Annotated in this window: 17 protein-coding genes; all 17 read right to left on the minus strand. The window is 31.0% G+C overall.

Annotation, left to right across the window (positions count from 1 at the left end; translation table 11 throughout):
* Positions 1-9: 9 nt before the first annotated feature.
* The 17 genes from FQ204_RS08055 to FQ204_RS08135 all read right to left on the minus strand — a co-directional run bounded on the left by FQ204_RS08055 (position 10) and on the right by FQ204_RS08135 (position 15,431).
* The gene (locus FQ204_RS08055) at positions 10-1,053 is read right to left on the minus strand and encodes an acyltransferase family protein (protein WP_144210487.1); all 1,044 of its coding nucleotides are present in this window, start codon (positions 1,051-1,053) and stop codon (positions 10-12) included.
* Between the two features lie 4 nt (positions 1,054-1,057).
* A complete protein-coding gene (locus tag FQ204_RS08060) occupies positions 1,058-1,597 on the minus strand; it encodes an acyltransferase (protein ID WP_117983937.1) in 540 nt (179 codons plus the stop codon).
* A complete protein-coding gene (locus tag FQ204_RS08065) occupies positions 1,594-3,057 on the minus strand; it encodes a lipopolysaccharide biosynthesis protein (protein WP_222103242.1) in 1,464 nt (487 codons plus the stop codon). The genes FQ204_RS08060 and FQ204_RS08065 overlap by 4 nt, the downstream gene beginning before the upstream one ends.
* Positions 3,050-4,339, minus strand: coding sequence for an O-antigen ligase family protein (locus FQ204_RS08070; protein WP_144210489.1), 1,290 nt, complete (start codon positions 4,337-4,339; stop codon positions 3,050-3,052). Before FQ204_RS08070 ends, FQ204_RS08065 begins: the two co-directional genes overlap by 8 nt.
* 27 nt (positions 4,340-4,366) lie before the next feature.
* Complete coding sequence (locus tag FQ204_RS08075) at positions 4,367-5,455, minus strand: glycosyltransferase (RefSeq protein WP_117983875.1); 1,089 nt, start codon at positions 5,453-5,455, stop codon at positions 4,367-4,369.
* Between the two features lie 21 nt (positions 5,456-5,476).
* Positions 5,477-6,115 carry a sugar-transfer associated ATP-grasp domain-containing protein gene (locus tag FQ204_RS08080; RefSeq protein ID WP_144210491.1) on the minus strand — a complete coding sequence of 213 codons (639 nt, stop codon included), beginning with the start codon at positions 6,113-6,115 and terminating at the stop codon, positions 5,477-5,479.
* Entirely contained in the window at positions 6,096-6,569 is a 474-nt protein-coding gene (locus FQ204_RS08085) for a hypothetical protein (protein ID WP_144210493.1), read from the minus strand. Before FQ204_RS08085 ends, FQ204_RS08080 begins: the two co-directional genes overlap by 20 nt.
* Entirely contained in the window at positions 6,569-7,477 is a 909-nt protein-coding gene (locus FQ204_RS08090) for an ATP-grasp fold amidoligase family protein (protein ID WP_144210495.1), read from the minus strand. The genes FQ204_RS08085 and FQ204_RS08090 overlap by 1 nt, the downstream gene beginning before the upstream one ends.
* 16 nt (positions 7,478-7,493) lie before the next feature.
* A complete protein-coding gene (locus FQ204_RS08095; protein WP_144210497.1) occupies positions 7,494-8,552 on the minus strand; it encodes a glycosyltransferase in 1,059 nt (352 codons plus the stop codon).
* Positions 8,553-8,573: 21 nt separating this feature from the next.
* Positions 8,574-9,407 (minus strand): sugar-transfer associated ATP-grasp domain-containing protein, encoded by an 834-nt coding sequence (locus FQ204_RS08100; RefSeq protein WP_144210498.1) that lies wholly within the window; start codon positions 9,405-9,407, stop codon positions 8,574-8,576.
* Between the two features lie 6 nt (positions 9,408-9,413).
* Positions 9,414-9,680 carry a hypothetical protein gene (locus FQ204_RS08105; protein ID WP_144210500.1) on the minus strand — a complete coding sequence of 89 codons (267 nt, stop codon included), beginning with the start codon at positions 9,678-9,680 and terminating at the stop codon, positions 9,414-9,416.
* A 25-nt stretch (positions 9,681-9,705) separates the two neighbouring features.
* Positions 9,706-10,575 (minus strand): ATP-grasp fold amidoligase family protein, encoded by an 870-nt coding sequence (locus FQ204_RS08110; protein WP_144210502.1) that lies wholly within the window; start codon positions 10,573-10,575, stop codon positions 9,706-9,708.
* A gap of 7 nt (positions 10,576-10,582) precedes the next feature.
* Positions 10,583-11,077 (minus strand): glycosyltransferase, encoded by a 495-nt coding sequence (locus FQ204_RS08115; protein ID WP_117983569.1) that lies wholly within the window; start codon positions 11,075-11,077, stop codon positions 10,583-10,585.
* Complete coding sequence (gene pssD / locus FQ204_RS08120) at positions 11,077-11,547, minus strand: PssD/Cps14F family polysaccharide biosynthesis glycosyltransferase (RefSeq protein WP_117983568.1); 471 nt, start codon at positions 11,545-11,547, stop codon at positions 11,077-11,079. Before pssD ends, FQ204_RS08115 begins: the two co-directional genes overlap by 1 nt.
* Before the next feature lie 15 nt (positions 11,548-11,562).
* On the minus strand, positions 11,563-12,813 hold the full coding sequence (locus FQ204_RS08125) for a nucleotide sugar dehydrogenase (protein ID WP_117983567.1): 1,251 nt from the start codon (positions 12,811-12,813) through the stop codon (positions 11,563-11,565).
* Between the two features lie 37 nt (positions 12,814-12,850).
* Positions 12,851-13,897: a GDP-mannose 4,6-dehydratase gene (locus tag FQ204_RS08130; protein ID WP_144210504.1), complete on the minus strand. Its 1,047-nt coding sequence runs from the start codon at positions 13,895-13,897 to the stop codon at positions 12,851-12,853.
* 82 nt (positions 13,898-13,979) lie between these two features.
* Positions 13,980-15,431: a sugar transferase gene (locus FQ204_RS08135; RefSeq protein WP_144210506.1), complete on the minus strand. Its 1,452-nt coding sequence runs from the start codon at positions 15,429-15,431 to the stop codon at positions 13,980-13,982.
* Positions 15,432-16,109: the final 678 nt, after the last annotated feature.

The raw sequence follows: 16,109 nt of genomic DNA on the forward strand, positions 1-16,109 counted from the left end.
AATCACCTTTCACTTTATTCCCACAATCGTCTCTCCGATTTTAAAATGTGCTATTATTTCCGATAATAACGTACTTGTTAGCAGAACTAACATAAATACTACACACAATACCGCCAATGATGGTATTCTTAATCCATCAATAATATTTACAATTAAATAAATTATTTGCTGATGAAGTAAATAAATTGACATACTATATTTTTTAATTTTTAAATATGATTTGGTTTCATAATTGTGCTTCATACATATATAATATCCTATACTAAAAAAAGCACTTACTCCTAAAAAACTTATTAATGGAGATAAACATTTTTCAATATTATTTAAATTAGGACAAAAATAAAATATTATGTTAGCCAAAAAGCTTCCAAGCAAACACAAACTTATTTTAGATTTATTTAAAAATTTCCAATTTTCTTTTCTCCAACACATTCCAATAAAAAAGAAAAACATAAATTTCATTGTGTTTCCTATCTGTAATATATTGAATACAGCACTATATGAAATAAGATATCTTGCCACTACACTTAAAATATATAATAATATTAATATATTTTTTTCTTTTCCAACCATCATTAAATCAGATAAAAAATAGAATGTAATAAATATCTCAAACAGCATTAATAGAAACCATAATTGTGCTGGCGAAATCCCCAAAATAAATTTTTTCAAGAATTCATTTTGGGTTAATCCAAATTCAAAATAATAAAAGGGAATGCACCAGCAAATCATAACTATAATATATGGAACCAATAGCTGTTTTGCTCTTCTAACTATATCTCTATATTTTTGCCTATATCTTCCCCTCTCATACCTTAAATAATAAAAAATATATCCTGATGCAAATACAAAACCATATACATGAAATGAATTTAAAAATTTTCCAAGTATACTAATAAATACATAAAACATACTGCTACATTCAAAATGTACAGGAGACCATCCATCTTGCCATATGCAGCTACAATGATATAAAACAACACTATTCATCATGCAAACTTTAAAAAAATCTATAGTTTTCAATTTTATATCGCTATTTTTAGATTCTTCCATTCTATTATCCCCTATACTTTTGAATCAAATATTTTTTCTTTTCTTCGACTGACATACCATCCAACCATTCCAATTTGTCCTTACATCTTTCATAATAATCATCTATAGAACACACTACTCTTCCAGGAATTCCAACCACGACTGATTTTTCAGGAATATTTCCTTTCACAATTGCCCCTGCCCCAATTATACAATCATTTCCAATTATAGTATTCGGCATGATATATGCTCCCATGCCAATATAAACATTATCTCCAATTGTGATTGAACCAATTTTATCCATCATTTTCCCTTCAAATCTATTAAGAGAATTTAAAACTTTAATAGCACCATCATGTGTAATTAAATTTATATTAGCAGCAAACAAACAATTTTGTCCAACTTTAATTAAATATGGCTCCGATCCAAAAGCAGTCGTTGTGCAATTTAACCTTGTTCCTTCTCCAATCACAGCACCCTTGTCTCTTAAATAATTTACTTTTTTTTCATGGCTCGGACGAATATGATCTATATAATATCTTTTTAATTTATTAAAAAACTTCATTTTACCTTTCTCCTAACAATATTTCTTACTGTATTAAACAACAATTCTCTTTCCTCTTTAAATATACACAAAAATGCAAAATATAAAAATACACAACAAATAATACTAAAAAAACTCCATATAATATTTTCACTTACTTTTTGAAAGAGAATTGACACTACTGCCATTCCTAATGTTGCGATTATATAACGATACATATTTTTAATCATCTTTATTGGGGAAATTTTTGCAGCTATCCACAAAATTAGTAAATCAACAAAAATAGCTTGAAATCTTACCAATGATCTTGCAACATATAAAGTGGCATATCCTTTTTGAGCACTATATATTAATAAGGGAATCAAAACTATAAGATGAAGTCCCTGTGACAATACAGACAGCTTAGGTTTTCCTAACGCTCTGTACACTTCACTACTATAATATCCAAATACAATAGTCAATCCACTCATCAATGCCCATAATCCAATAAAGTCTATTGCCTCATTCCATTGATTTCCTAACAAAATATATGTAACTAGTTTTCTATAAAGAAAAATTCCAACACTCATTGGTAAAACAAACAGTGCAATTATTTTTTGAAATTTATAAAACATATTTACAAATTCTTCTCTGTTGTTTTGCAATCTTGACAAACCTGCAAAAAGAACTGGTAAAGTTGAACTGGTTATTAAGTTCATGATCTGGTTTACTGTTGTCATAGATGTTTTATATATACCAACATAATAAGCCGTTAAATATTGTCCTACTATAAATGTTCCAATATATGCTGTTAACCAGATAAAAAATTGCTCTATCAACGTCCAAAAACTAAAAGAAAGCATTTCTTTCAACAAATTAAACGAAAAATAGAATTGGGGTTTCCATTCAGAGGAAAATGTTAATACCATAGCATTTACAATATTAACTACTACTGTTCCAATGATTAATGCCCAATAGTTTCTCATAATAAAAGCTAAGGGTACTGTCACAAAAACAGGTACTAATACTGTTGAAATTCTGGCTTTAAAAATAACCTTAAAATTAAATTTTCTTTTTAAATATCCACTTTGAAGAGATGAAAAAGACGTTACCGGTAAAATTACACAAGCAATTGAAAGTACATTTCCCAAACCAGGATTACCAACTAATTTTGCTAATGGATTTCTAAAAATAAATATTAATCCCCATAAAACAACAGATAACACAAAGTTTGACCAAAATGCAACATTCAGTCCTTTTTCTAATTCTTTTTCATTCTTAAACTCATGCTGAATTACATATTTTTGAAAACCAGCATCCGTAAACATATCTGCAAAACTAATAATAATATTTATTGTAGCCACCATTCCAAAAGCTTCTGGAGATAATAATCTAGCTAAAAACATATTCGATATCGGTTGTATTAATTTTGCAAAAATTTCTGCTAAACCTGACCATTTTACAGAAGATGCCATTTTTTGATTCACTGTTTTATTATCCATAATAACTTCCTTTTTTACAAATCTGCGAACATTCTCTGCTTCTTTCTATACAATTTTTTTTCATCCACTGCAATGCACAATAACAATTTACCGTTAAAATCTGAATAAACTCATCATCATAATCTACCATTCCATAATCCATAATCAATCTTATGCCTATGAAAGTGACTAAAAATGCTGTTATTTTTCGATCATATGATACATATTTATTCCAATTTCTCATTAAATCAATTATCATAGAAAACAATACCGCATAATGCAATACAAATCCTATTATTCCCGTATCAGCAAGTATTTCTACATAATTGTTGTGTGCATAAGTTTCTGCCCAACCAGAATAATTATAAAAATAATGATATGAAAAATTTCCGAATCCCACTCCGATAATAGGATGTTTACGAAATAATTCTAATCCAATCTGTACCATATCGGCTCTAGTAGTCACGCTTGCATCTGCAACAATTGAACTATCGAATATACCAAATAGACCAATCAATCTAAATCCAACCATTTTATATAAAAAAGGAATATTAAAAACTGCCCATATAGCTCCAAATACTAACAATAATAGCATAGGTACAATAATCAAAATAGATTTCTTTCTTGGTTTGTACAATAACCAATATATCATTGGTCCACAAACTAATACTATAAAAGCTTTCCTAGACTTTGTAAAAATAACAATAACAGCCAATATAAAAATCATTATCATACTAATTTTTTTATTAGCTTTTTCTTCTGTCAAATAATATATCCATAAAATAATTGAAAAAGCACATATTAACCCCATCCAATTTGCTTGAAAGCCAATAGATGGTCCTATTCTATCGGCTGCGGAACTGGCATTAGTTGAAACTTGCATGGCTGCTTTCCAAACAGATGCTGGTGTCATTAAAAAAAGAAAAACTACTAATATAACACTAGAAACTCTAAAAGCTTTCCATACATCTTCTATTTTATATCCATTATCTAAATAATCATTCAACAGAATACTTATTACTGTTAATTGGAGTAAAGGTTTTAGTGCTTTTACTCCATCTTGTACACTTGATGACCATATTAAAGATAGCATGGCAAATACTGCAAATAACGCAGACATTTTAACATAACCGTTAAAACATATTTTCATTCCTTTTGTTGAAATTCTGTTAGCACAACACAAAAGAAATAATAATTGTGCAGCATACATCAATGGTGTGATTTTTCTCAATGAACAAAATCCAATTATAAGAAATAAAACTGATAGAGAAAATAAACTCTTTTTATTACTAATTCTAATCATTGTTTCTTCATCCTTCTTAATTTATTTTTATAAATTATTTATAATCTCCATCCAACTATTACATACAGATTTCGTCGATATCTGATTTCTTATTTTTATTGCATTTGTAGAAATATGCTCTGCATACTGTGTATCTTCACAAATCTTACACATTGCCTTAAATAAAGCTTCTTCATCATTCATTGGAATAAGTATCCCATTATCATCTGATCTTACAAACATTTTCGAACCACCTATTGGACAGTTTGTAACAATAGTCGGAATTCCCATACCTAATGCTTCAAGCATAGAGTTAGAAATCCCTTCATGATTTGAAGTAGATATATACATACTTGCCTTACGAATTTCTTCTATTAAATTAGCTGAAAATCCTGGAAGTTCTACTATTTTATTTATATTGAGTTTTGTAATTAAGTTTTCATACTCTTTTCTTAATTTCCCCTCACCATAAATAATTAGTTTATACTCTGGATGAATTTTGCTAAATCTTACAAAAGCTTTTAAAAGCATTGGAAAATTCTTTTCTTCAGAAAAGCGACCAGCTGCAACAATTTTTTTCTCTCTTTCACCATTCCAAGGATTAGGCATATTAACTGTATCTAGTGGATTAGAAATTATTGAACTTTTATTTTGAATTTTCTTATTGTAATATGATTGTGCATCTATCGTTTGAAATACCATCCAATCTGCTAATCCATACAATCCACATCTTCTCATCAAAAAACTTCCAATCTTATCTTTCCATGGTAACTTACTCAGTTTCGCATATGGATCGGCTCTTTCAGACATAATTATTTTTTTCCCAACTCCAATATTAGCAAGCAACGTATATAATGATATTATCGGTAAAAATGGAATTACTACTTCTACATTTGTTCTCTTTAATACCTTATGTAACTTCACTATTCTTGTAAATGTCGCAAATTTTCCATTGTCCTTAAATTGAACAATCTTCACTTTGTCAGATACTGAATATATGATTTTTTTATCTCTTAATACTATGAGTGTAACATCTGCCCCAATTTCTGCACATCCTGAAGCCAATATTGACATTACCTTTTCAGCTCCACCATCTGATAATGATCCTGTCACAAACATAATTTTTTTATTTTTCATTTTTTGTCTCCCAAGTTTTAATCATTTTGGAGATATAAACTGTAAAATTTCTTTTGTATTTTCTCCAAATGCACCTTTTCCATTAGCCATTTGTGGAAACCAAATACTTTGTCCTCGTGTATTAGCTTCTATCAATACAATCATTTTACACTCATCAACCGTTATATCCCAAGATATAATTCCCAATTGAGGGGTACTTAAATGTAATTTTTCTGTAGTTTTTATGATTTCAGGTACAAAATCTATTACATAATTTTTAAATTCAATCTGTGTATCGGGATGTTTTTCATACCTATCTCCAAACTCTGTAAAGGCAACGGAATTAAGTTGCCCTGTATCACTAACTCCAATAAACATCCCTCCTGCGTGAGCATTATCCATATATCCTCCTCCTTGTCCTATTCTAAGTGCAAGAGGCACATGATTAACTTTTCCATTCCACAAATATGTAATAACTCTAAATGTATTTACTGCATTAGGATATAAAGTACTTAATTTCTCATGTTGTTTTATGCATTCTTGAACAACAACTATTCCTTTTTCATTTAATATTCTATCTTTTATATTTCTAATACCACATACTTTTTCAACACCTATACCTGAACTAGTATCTTGAACCGGTTTTATAATTACTTCTGTATCAGCATCCCCCCCGATAATTTTGTACTTGTTGTTTACTGATTAAATTTTTATTTTCATCAAACCATATATTATTGTAAATTGTTAAAAAAGTTTTTGGTGTTCTAACATTTGCAATTCCCTCACAGAATAATGGTAACAACAATTTGTCATCCAATACATACCTATACTCCGCATCATTCATTTTGGGTTCTAATTTACTTGAAAAAAGATATTCCGGAAAATATTTTTCATCAAATTTTTTTGTAAATGATTGATATAATTTATGCCAATCATATTTTATCTTTTTTCCATAGTTCTTAACAAATAAATCATCTATTTTTTTCTTTTCAAATTCAGTGAGAGAAACTTTTTTGATAAGATTTTGTCTCCTAGAATCAGAAATCTTTTTCTTTTCTCCATGAAACTGACCTATACTATAACTTTTTTCAATCATTCTCGTCATGATTTTTCTAGTGCTATTTAATATTCCCATTATTTCCCCTCCGGTAATTGAATCCAACTTCCAAATTTATAATCCCATTCTTCCGGTTCAAACGGTTTCAATCCACTCCAATGAAAAAATGTAATTTCTCCAAAATAGATTTTTCCGTTTATATTATAAAAATCAATTCTCGCATGTGGTATATCTTTTCCTAGTTTTTCGGCAAGTTCTATCATTTTATCAAAATTTTCAGGTTTTATAATTTTCTTTTTTGCATTTGGATGACCATTTTTAAATGGCAAATGCTCGAAATTACAATCATAAAAATCAAAACAAGTTTCTGATTCGGATCCCCGATCCGTTGCTATAAACATAGCCTTCACTTTCCCATCAAATGTAAAAAACTTGTAATCTTTCAATTCGTAACCAGACTCATCTACCATATATTTTTCTGCAATAATTTGCGGTTTCACATCTTTATATGGCCATTCTCTAGTATTTAAAAAATAACGCCTTTTCAAGCAATGTTCTATTTGCTTTTTTGCTTTCTCTTTGTCCAGTGACTCTTTATCCTTGCATATTACCAAACCGCCACTATCATGTGTACATTTCAAAACAAACTGATCTGGTAATTTATCAAAATCAATATCATCAAAATGTTCCCAAACCCCTAATGTAGGAATAATATATTCCTTTCCTATTATTTTTTCTACATATCCTTTTACAGCATACTTATCAACCATTACTGTATATTCTGGTTTTCGGTTATATAGCTTTAACCACTGTAATTTTTCATTGTATGTTTTAGGATTAGTTAAATCTAATTTTTTTTTCATTCTGTTTTTATATAATAACTTTAGATATAATGCATCTGCATTTACTGTATCTGGAAGGATATGTCCTAATGCCAGAATTGAATAATATACTGGATCTTTCATAATTTGTTTAATTTTTCCCATTTTAGTCTCCTCATATTTATTGCACAACACTAGAAATATATTTTTCCCATTCAGCAATAACTTTTTTAGCGTTAAAATCTTTAGTTACATCTTCTGCTCTTAATCCCAATTTTGATGCAAACTCTTTATTATTTATTAACTTATCTATAGCTTCCACCATTTTATCTACATCATCCATAGGAACTAATAAACCATTTTCACCATCATTAATAATAAAGGCCGATCCTCCTATTGGACAATCTGTTGCAATGCATGATAATCCTAAAGCCATAGCCTCCAATAATGCATTAGGCATCCCTTCAGAGTTTGATGGTAAAACAAATATTTCTGCATCTTGAATATATTTCTGAATGGAATCTTTTCTTCCCATCAATTTAATTTGAGATTCCATATTTTTTTCATTAATTAACTCTTGTAATTCATTTCTTAACGGACCATCTCCATAAATTTCAACTTTATAGTCAATATACTTTGACGCTATTTTTGAAAAAGCATTTATCAACAGTTTCTGATTCTTTTCTTCTGATAATCTACCTACTGATACAATACGTTTTGTCCGAAGTCCTTGATATGGTTTAATAGAGAAATCTGGATTAAGCGGATTTCTCAAAACTTCACTTTTACATTTTAATATATTTTTATAATATTCCTTGGCCTGTTCAGTCTGAAAAACACATCCATCTGCCATATGGTATGTAAGCTTACGCATAATTTTAAAAATCTTTTTTGTATGATATGGATTTGCCCTCTCAGCAATAATCATCGGTACTTTGTATTTTGCCATCTTCTTCGCTAAAAGAGCTACAATGTTGGTTTTTGTCATAAAAGATATTGCAACATCTGGTTTCCATTTATCAATATGGCTTTGTATTACTTTTATCGAAGCCAAAATATTTTGATTTTTCACCCCTCCTGAAACAAATTCAACTCTTGGTGATAAAACATAGTCTGACACATTATCTTTCAACGAAAGAAGTCTAACTTCATGCCGTTCAGAAAGTTCATTACATAATGTTGCCATAACACGTTCAGCCCCACCTGATTGCATTCCTGTTATAACAAATAATATTTTCATTGCATTTCACCTCATCATAAATTACAAATATTTTATACTTTTCAAAACCTCCTCTGTATCCTTTCCAAAAAAACTTTTTCCATGTGCCATTTGCGGAAACCACACAGTTTGAGAATGGAGATTTCTTTCAATTAAGACAATATTGTTATTTTCATCTATTGTAAAATCCCAACTAATAAAAGTCATGTTAGGCAAATTTTTGTGTAACTCGATTGCGGCTTGGCGAACCTTATCAATCATAGGTAGCTGATAGTTTTTAAAGACAACATGCGTATCCGGATGCTCATAATATCTATCTTGATATTCTGTATATGCAGTATCTAACAATTTTCCATCATCTCTTACACCAATAAAAACACCTCCTGCATGAGCATTATCAACCAAAGCCCCTCCCCTTCCTATTCTCATTGAAATAGGAGCCGTTTTAATATCATCTTTTAACATATAAGATACAACTCGTAACGTATTAATTGCTTCGGGATATAATTTTTTAAAATGTTCATGAGGATGAATTCGTTCCTGAACAACAAAATTTCTCCCCATCTTTTTAAACACTAAATTCAACTCATCCAATAAATCTTTTGAGTTTTTATTCAAATTTAGAACTTGTACCCCTCTGCCACTGCTTGTATCTATTGTCTGCTTTATAACTACACTTGTATTATTTTCTTTAAGTTTAATAACTTTCTCAACAGCCTGATCATAAGAAATAATATTTCTATTTTCATCAAAAAAATGACCATTTACACATTTTACAAATGTATATGGGATTCTCACATTAAATTTGGTACCCCCCAGAAGATTTTTATCTTCAAACGGTAATACTTTTATTCTGTTGTTAACTTTAGGCTCTATCTTTACTTAATATATATATTCTGGTATATATTTAGCATCAAATTTTCCTGTATAGCTCTGATATAAACGATGCCACCAATATGGAATTTTTTTACCATAATTCTTTTTATAAAATAAATCTATTTCATTTTTTTGTTCTTGTGTCAACTTTACGTTTTTGAATAATTTACGTTTAGACCATATATTTTTCATCTCATGAATAAAAATAAAGCATTGCCAGCACCATGTTAAAAGTTTTAATAAGACTGTTTCTATTTTTTTATATAACCCCATAGCTTTTCCTTCCTATAATATTTCATTATTTTTTTGGAAGATGTATCCAATCCCCAAAAGTTTTGTCCCATTTACTTGGTTCAAATGGCATAAACCCACTAAAATGATAAAATGTTAATTCACCAAAATATAATCTTCCATCAACTTCATAAAAATCCACCCTAACATGTGGAAACCCTTTTGATAAAATCTTAGAAAACTCAATCATTTTGTCAAATGTTTCAGGTTTACGCAACGTATTCTGAGCATGAGGATATTTTTGTTTTATATCCAAATGATTAAACTCAAGATCAAAATAATCAAATTTAACATGGTCTGACGCTCTATCTGAGGCAATAAACATCGCTTTAGGTTGACCATCAAAACAGAAAAACTTATAATCTCTTAATTCTCCATCTACATGATCTTCCATATACTTTTCTGCGATAATCCTTGGTTTAACATTTTTATAAGGCCATTCTCTCCCTATATAATAAAAGTTTTGTTTTAATGCTGCCTCGATTTTTTCTTTAGCAGCAACTTTATCTAATTTACTTTTATCTTTTACAATTACCAAACCTTCTGAATCATGTGTGCATTTAAGAACAAATTGATTTGGTAATTTTTCAAAATCAATATCATCAAAATGATTCCACACACCCAAAGTAGGTATAATATAATCCTCACCTATAATAGATGCAATATACTCTTTAACTTCATATTTATCTACAAGCTTTGTATATTCTTCATTTCTATCGTGCAATTTTAACCAGTTCAGTTTTTCATTATAGGTTTCTGGATTTCTCAAATTGCAAAATCTTTTAAAATGAGCAAAATAATACATTTGGATATAAGCTTTATCAGGAACAATACGCATAGCATATTTAATTTTTTTTAATATTTTATTACTTGACATTATTACCTCACCAATTCTCTTGGATAAACTTATCAATCATCTTTACGATTGCCAAAGGGTCTTTATTTTCCCATGGAACAATATCTGCTGTACCATTGTAAATTTTCTTGAAGCACTCCCCTAAATCATCTAATTCCAAGTCAGCCATCAACACATATTTATTACTACTAAATGCTTCATTATTTTGAATTTGATGGTCATTAATATGTTCTCCATACTTTTCCAATCTAGTGACTGCTATAACCTTTTTCCCTGCATTAAGAGCTTTCATAATCGACCCCGATGCTCCATGTGTTACAACTATATCCGCTTTTTCGATTAATTCAACGAATTCCTCTGGAGAAACAAATTCTTTAAAGTCATAATTTTTAGGCTTATACGTTGATGTACCTATTTGTGCAAACATTGATTCCGTTAAAGTTCCATCTTCATATAATGCATCCAATCTTTTAAACAATCTGTCAAATGGATAATTTCGTGATCCAACTGTTACAAAAATCATTAGTATAAACATCCTCCATATATTGCTTTTTTATAATATTTTTTTTGAGATTCCCACTGTACAATAAATAAATCAGAATGTTTTTCCATTTTTTTCCCCGCAACAGTCGGCATATTAGCTCTTCCAAAAGTTTCAATAAATATAAACTTTTTATGAAACAACACTGCCAAAAGATAAAATGGATATGCTACCATTGTTCCTGTCGTAATAATAAAATCTGGTCGCTCTTTTATCCAAATAAACAACGTATATATAGCATTCCATAACATTTTAATTGGCATCAATCTATCCTTCAAATCGGTTTGAAGCATGAAATATTTTCCAAGCGGTGCTTCGAACTGTGTTTTTTCTGTCACAAAAAAGCCAGAGTATTTTTTCGCTAAAGGTTGTAGTTTTTGAAGTTGTTCCCAATGTCCCCCAGATGAAGAAACAAAACATAATCTAGGTACTCTATCATGTGTTTTTCCCATAGTTCTCACCTTACTTTAATCTCTCTGAAAAATATCTCTAGTGTAAACTTTAGATTTTACATCATCCAAACATCCATCATAACGGTTAGCAATTATAGCCTGGCTCTGCTTTTTAAACTCGTCTAAATCATTAACAACTTTACTTCCAAAGAACTTTTCACCATCTTTTAAAGTAGGTTCATAAACAATAACTGTAGCACCTTTCGCTTTAACCCTTTTCATAACCCCCTGAATAGAACTCTGACGGAAGTTATCACTATTGCTCTTCATAGTAAGACGATATACACCGACTACAACATCTTTTTCTTTGCTTTCGTCCCAGTCGTCATTCGCTTCATATGTTCCAGCAATCTCCAACACACGATCTGCAATAAAGTCTTTTCTTGTTCGGTTAGATTCAACAATTGCCTCAATAAGATTCTCTGGAACATCTGCATAATTAGCAAGTAACTGCTTCGTATCCTTTGGTAAGCAGTATCCACCATAACCAAAAGATGGATTATTATAATGTGTTCCAATACGTGGATCAAGGCACACGCCGTTAATAATCTGCTGTGTATTTAATCCCTTCATTTCTGCATATGTATCTAATTCATTGAAGTAAGAAACACGAAGGGCAAGATATGTATTCGCAAATAATTTGACAGCTTCTGCTTCTGTAAATCCCATAAACAATGTATCTACATCTTCTTTAATAGCACCTTCCTGAAGAAGTTCTGCAAATGTATGAGCAGCTTTTACCAAACGTACATTATCAATATCTGTTCCAACGATAATACGGCTTGGATATAAGTTATCATATAACGCCTTACTTTCTCTTAAAAATTCTGGACTGAAGATAATGTTATCACAGTGAAACTTTTCTCTAACGCTTGTTGTATATCCAACTGGAATTGTAGATTTGATAACCATAATTGCTTCTGGATTATATTCAATAACTAATTTGATAACTGCCTCTACTGCAGAAGTATCAAAAAAGTTCTTCTTACTGTCATAATTTGTTGGAGCCGCAATAACAACGAAATCAGCATCACTATATGCTTCTTTCGCATCTAATGTTGCTGTTAAATTTAATTCTTTTTCTGCTAAATATTTTTCAATGTAGTCATCCTGAATTGGAGATTTTTTATTATTAATTAAATCTACCTTTTCTGGAATAATATCTACTGCTGTAACCTGATGATGCTGGCTTAATAAAGTAGCAATAGATAATCCAACGTAACCTGTTCCCGCAACTGCAATTTTTAAATCTTTAAATTCTCTCATTTTTAATTTACCTCTCTTTCAACTATCAAATCTCAATTTACATATAAAATTCTTTATACCACTCAGCAAATTTTCGTAATCCTTCACGTAAAGTTGTTGATGGTTTAAAACCATAATCCCTTTCTAATGCTTCTGTATCAGCATATGTCACAGGAACATCTCCTGGTTGCATAGGGACAAGTTCTTTATGTGCTTCAAAATCATAATCTTCCGGTAAGACTTTCGCTCTTATAAGCTCTTCCTGAAGAATTTCTACAAAATCTAGTAAATTTTCTGGATGGTTATTTCCAATGTTGTAAACAGCATATGGAGGAATTGGCAACCCATCCTCCCCGTTTTTCTTCTCTGGTGCACCTTGCATTACTCGAACAACACCCTCAACAATGTCATCAACATAAGTAAAATCTCTTTTACAGTTTCCATAATTAAAAATTTTAATAGTTTCGCCATTTAACAATTTATTTGTAAATCCAAAGTATGCCATATCCGGTCTCCCTGCCGGTCCATAAACAGTAAAGAAACGTAAACCAGTTGATGGAATATTGTAGAGCTTTGAATATGCGTGAGCCATTAATTCATTACTTTTTTTCGTTGCAGCATATAACGATACAGGATTGTCTACTTTATCTTCTGTACTATATGGAACTTTTTTGTTACTTCCATATACAGATGAACTTGATGCATATACCAAATGTTCTACTGGATAATGCCTACAGCCCTCTAATATGTTATAAAATCCAACTAAATTGCCTTCTATATATGCGTCTGGATTTGTAATAGAATATCTTACACCTGCCTGTGCCCCTAAGTTTACAACCACTTGTGGTTTATACTTTTCAAAAATCGAATTAACTACTTCTTTGTCTGCCAAATTTCCCTTTATAAAAGAAAACATTTTACTAGATGATAGTTTTTCTAATCTATATTCTTTTAAGCGAACATCATAATAGTCATTCATGTTATCAAGTCCAACTATTTTTATTCCTTCTACTTCTTTTAATAATCTCTCAGCTAAGTTTGATCCTATAAACCCAGCAACACCCGTAATAAAAACCGTTTTATTCTCTAAATTTACTTTCTGCATAGCAATCTCCTTATATTTATAACTTATCTATATTTATCCTTTCGCAACTTATTTTTTCCATAAAATAAGCTGCTTGTAGGATTCACATCGATCCATCTTTCTTAAACACAACTAATACTGTTTTAAACAATATTTTTATATCTAGCCCAATGTTCCAATTTGTGATATACTCTTTATCAAGACGAACGACTTCTTCAAAATCGGTAATATCACTTCGTCCGCTTACCTGCCACATGCCAGTGATTCCAGGCTTAATTGCCAGTCTTGCACGATGGTGAAGTTCATACAAATTCGTTTCTGAAATCAAGGGTGGGCGAGTACCTATAATCGACATATGGCCACGTAATACGTTAAAGAATTGCGGAAATTCATCTAAACTTGTTCGTCTGATAAAATCACCGATTCCTGTCTTATGTGTCCCATCTGGAAGTATCTTATTTCCGATAACACGAGGATCAAGGTCCAGTTTAAACATCTTTCCATCTCCAAGTTTGTTATCTTTCATAAGCTCTGCTTTACGTTCTTCTGCATCCATATACATACTGCGGAACTTGTACATTTTAAATTTCTTTCCATTCTTTCCAACTCGTTCCTGAGCAAAGAAAATTGGTCCCGGTGATGCAATATAAATTGCCGGTCCGACAAAAATACAAATGATTCCGGTAAAAATACATCCAACTAAGCCACCCGCAATATCCATTAATCGTTTTAACATTAACTGTCTGGTTGATGCACAATTGATACTTGTCGTAAGGACTGTGTAATCACCAACCTTTTCCACAAACTGTTTTTTCCCTGGCACACTTGTAATCTTTGCAAGATTAAGATGAATGGTTACTCCTGTCTCTGATAACTGCTCAATTAACTCTGACGGGTATGGAAGAACTTCTGAAACAACAATCAGAACTTCATCAATCCATTCCTGACATACATACATTGCTGCAGTCTCTTCGTTGGCAACCACCGGAACTCCATGAATTTCTCTTCCAGTCCAGTCTGCATCAATTACAGCCACACCAGCTAACGAGAATCTGGCATAATTATTTTCCTGCATACTTAACACTACTCGCTCAGCCACATCTTCTGATGTTACAATCAGTAGTTTGCGTTCTCCGCCATCCTTCATCTGTTTTCGCAGTAGTTTTTTCCAAAGTTTTCTGACAATATAGGTAATTATGAGATAACCTATTATGGTCAGCATCAATGTTAATCTTGAAAAGTCCTGTCCCTGCTGAAGCAGGAATAAATATAAAATTGCTAAGGTACCTACCATAATCGCATGATTTAACGTAACTACAAAATCACGATAGTATCCTCTCTTTAACACGCTTTTCATGGTGCCATATGCAAAAATCATAACCAGATCTGCCAGTTCAAGGAAAACTGCCATATTGCGATAAATAATAATTTCATATGGATTGAACCCATATCCGCTAATTGCATATGCCAGAACATACGCTAATTGCAAACAGATCATATCTAAGACTATAAAGTCTGCGTGTTTTAACCATCCTTCAGAATCTTTTCTATACATAGATTTTTTTCTTTCCCCTTCCATTTTTTTGTAATCTATCTGTTAATCTACAATCGTCCCCACAATTGTAGAGATTGCCTTCAAATTTGAGTAATTTAAAACTAGATAGGATTATTGCTACACCAAGAAGAGCATTAATCCAGAATATGTTAAGATTTGTTGAGATATGTAATTCCGTCCATAGCCATACCCCAAACACAAGTAAGCAGCACATGGGAATCACATTTTGAATATTTAGATATGCGATATAAGAATTTCGATATTCAGTTTTCTTTTTCTTTTCATTCCCATTAATGTATACTGGGGTATCCATCGTACACTTTCGTTTTGATATTCCTAGCATTTCATATCTCCCTTACTGTACCCCCCCCCCGACAAAATCGAGGGCTACTTTCTTATCTCTTTTTTCTCATTTATTTCTTATATTTTTCTCCAACGACAGATAACCTGTGAACGTCTTTCGAGGGACATTCACAGGCTCAGCCATTACCTCCTGTTATTTATGATTCTCATTTACTTATTTATGATTGGGTCAAAATAAGCATCCAGGAAACCACTTTATTATATATGATAAATTGTAAAATATAGTTCAACAAAAAATCTCATAGCGTTTCATTGGTGTAAACTGTAAGTAACCACACAAACAGAACCCGAGGAAAAACTATGAGCTACTCCCAT

The sequence above is a fragment of the Streptococcus constellatus genome (assembly GCF_902167705.1).
Taxonomy (GTDB): domain Bacteria; phylum Bacillota; class Bacilli; order Lactobacillales; family Streptococcaceae; genus Streptococcus; species Streptococcus constellatus_A.

What these genes read in the sequence shown, in the direction of transcription:
- FQ204_RS08135 (WP_144210506.1), bottom strand. Translation starts at nt 15,431, where the DNA reads ATGTATAGAAAAGATTCTGAAGGATGGTTAAAACACGCAGACTTTATA.
- FQ204_RS08125 (WP_117983567.1), bottom strand. Translation starts at nt 12,813, where the DNA reads ATGAGAGAATTTAAAGATTTAAAAATTGCAGTTGCGGGAACAGGTTAC.
- FQ204_RS08095 (WP_144210497.1), bottom strand. Translation starts at nt 8,552, where the DNA reads ATGAAAATATTATTTGTTATAACAGGAATGCAATCAGGTGGGGCTGAA.
- FQ204_RS08055 (WP_144210487.1), bottom strand. Translation starts at nt 1,053, where the DNA reads ATGGAAGAATCTAAAAATAGCGATATAAAATTGAAAACTATAGATTTT.
- FQ204_RS08075 (WP_117983875.1), bottom strand. Translation starts at nt 5,455, where the DNA reads ATGAAAAATAAAAAAATTATGTTTGTGACAGGATCATTATCAGATGGT.
- FQ204_RS08105 (WP_144210500.1), bottom strand. Translation starts at nt 9,680, where the DNA reads ATGGGGTTATATAAAAAAATAGAAACAGTCTTATTAAAACTTTTAACA.
- FQ204_RS08110 (WP_144210502.1), bottom strand. Translation starts at nt 10,575, where the DNA reads ATGTCAAGTAATAAAATATTAAAAAAAATTAAATATGCTATGCGTATT.
- pssD (WP_117983568.1), bottom strand. Translation starts at nt 11,547, where the DNA reads ATGGGAAAAACACATGATAGAGTACCTAGATTATGTTTTGTTTCTTCA.
- FQ204_RS08070 (WP_144210489.1), bottom strand. Translation starts at nt 4,339, where the DNA reads ATGATTAGAATTAGTAATAAAAAGAGTTTATTTTCTCTATCAGTTTTA.
- FQ204_RS08060 (WP_117983937.1), bottom strand. Translation starts at nt 1,597, where the DNA reads ATGAAGTTTTTTAATAAATTAAAAAGATATTATATAGATCATATTCGT.
- FQ204_RS08065 (WP_222103242.1), bottom strand. Translation starts at nt 3,057, where the DNA reads ATGGATAATAAAACAGTGAATCAAAAAATGGCATCTTCTGTAAAATGG.
- FQ204_RS08130 (WP_144210504.1), bottom strand. Translation starts at nt 13,897, where the DNA reads ATGCAGAAAGTAAATTTAGAGAATAAAACGGTTTTTATTACGGGTGTT.
- FQ204_RS08115 (WP_117983569.1), bottom strand. Translation starts at nt 11,077, where the DNA reads ATGATTTTTGTAACAGTTGGATCACGAAATTATCCATTTGACAGATTG.
- FQ204_RS08090 (WP_144210495.1), bottom strand. Translation starts at nt 7,477, where the DNA reads ATGGGAAAAATTAAACAAATTATGAAAGATCCAGTATATTATTCAATT.
- FQ204_RS08085 (WP_144210493.1), bottom strand. Translation starts at nt 6,569, where the DNA reads ATGGGAATATTAAATAGCACTAGAAAAATCATGACGAGAATGATTGAA.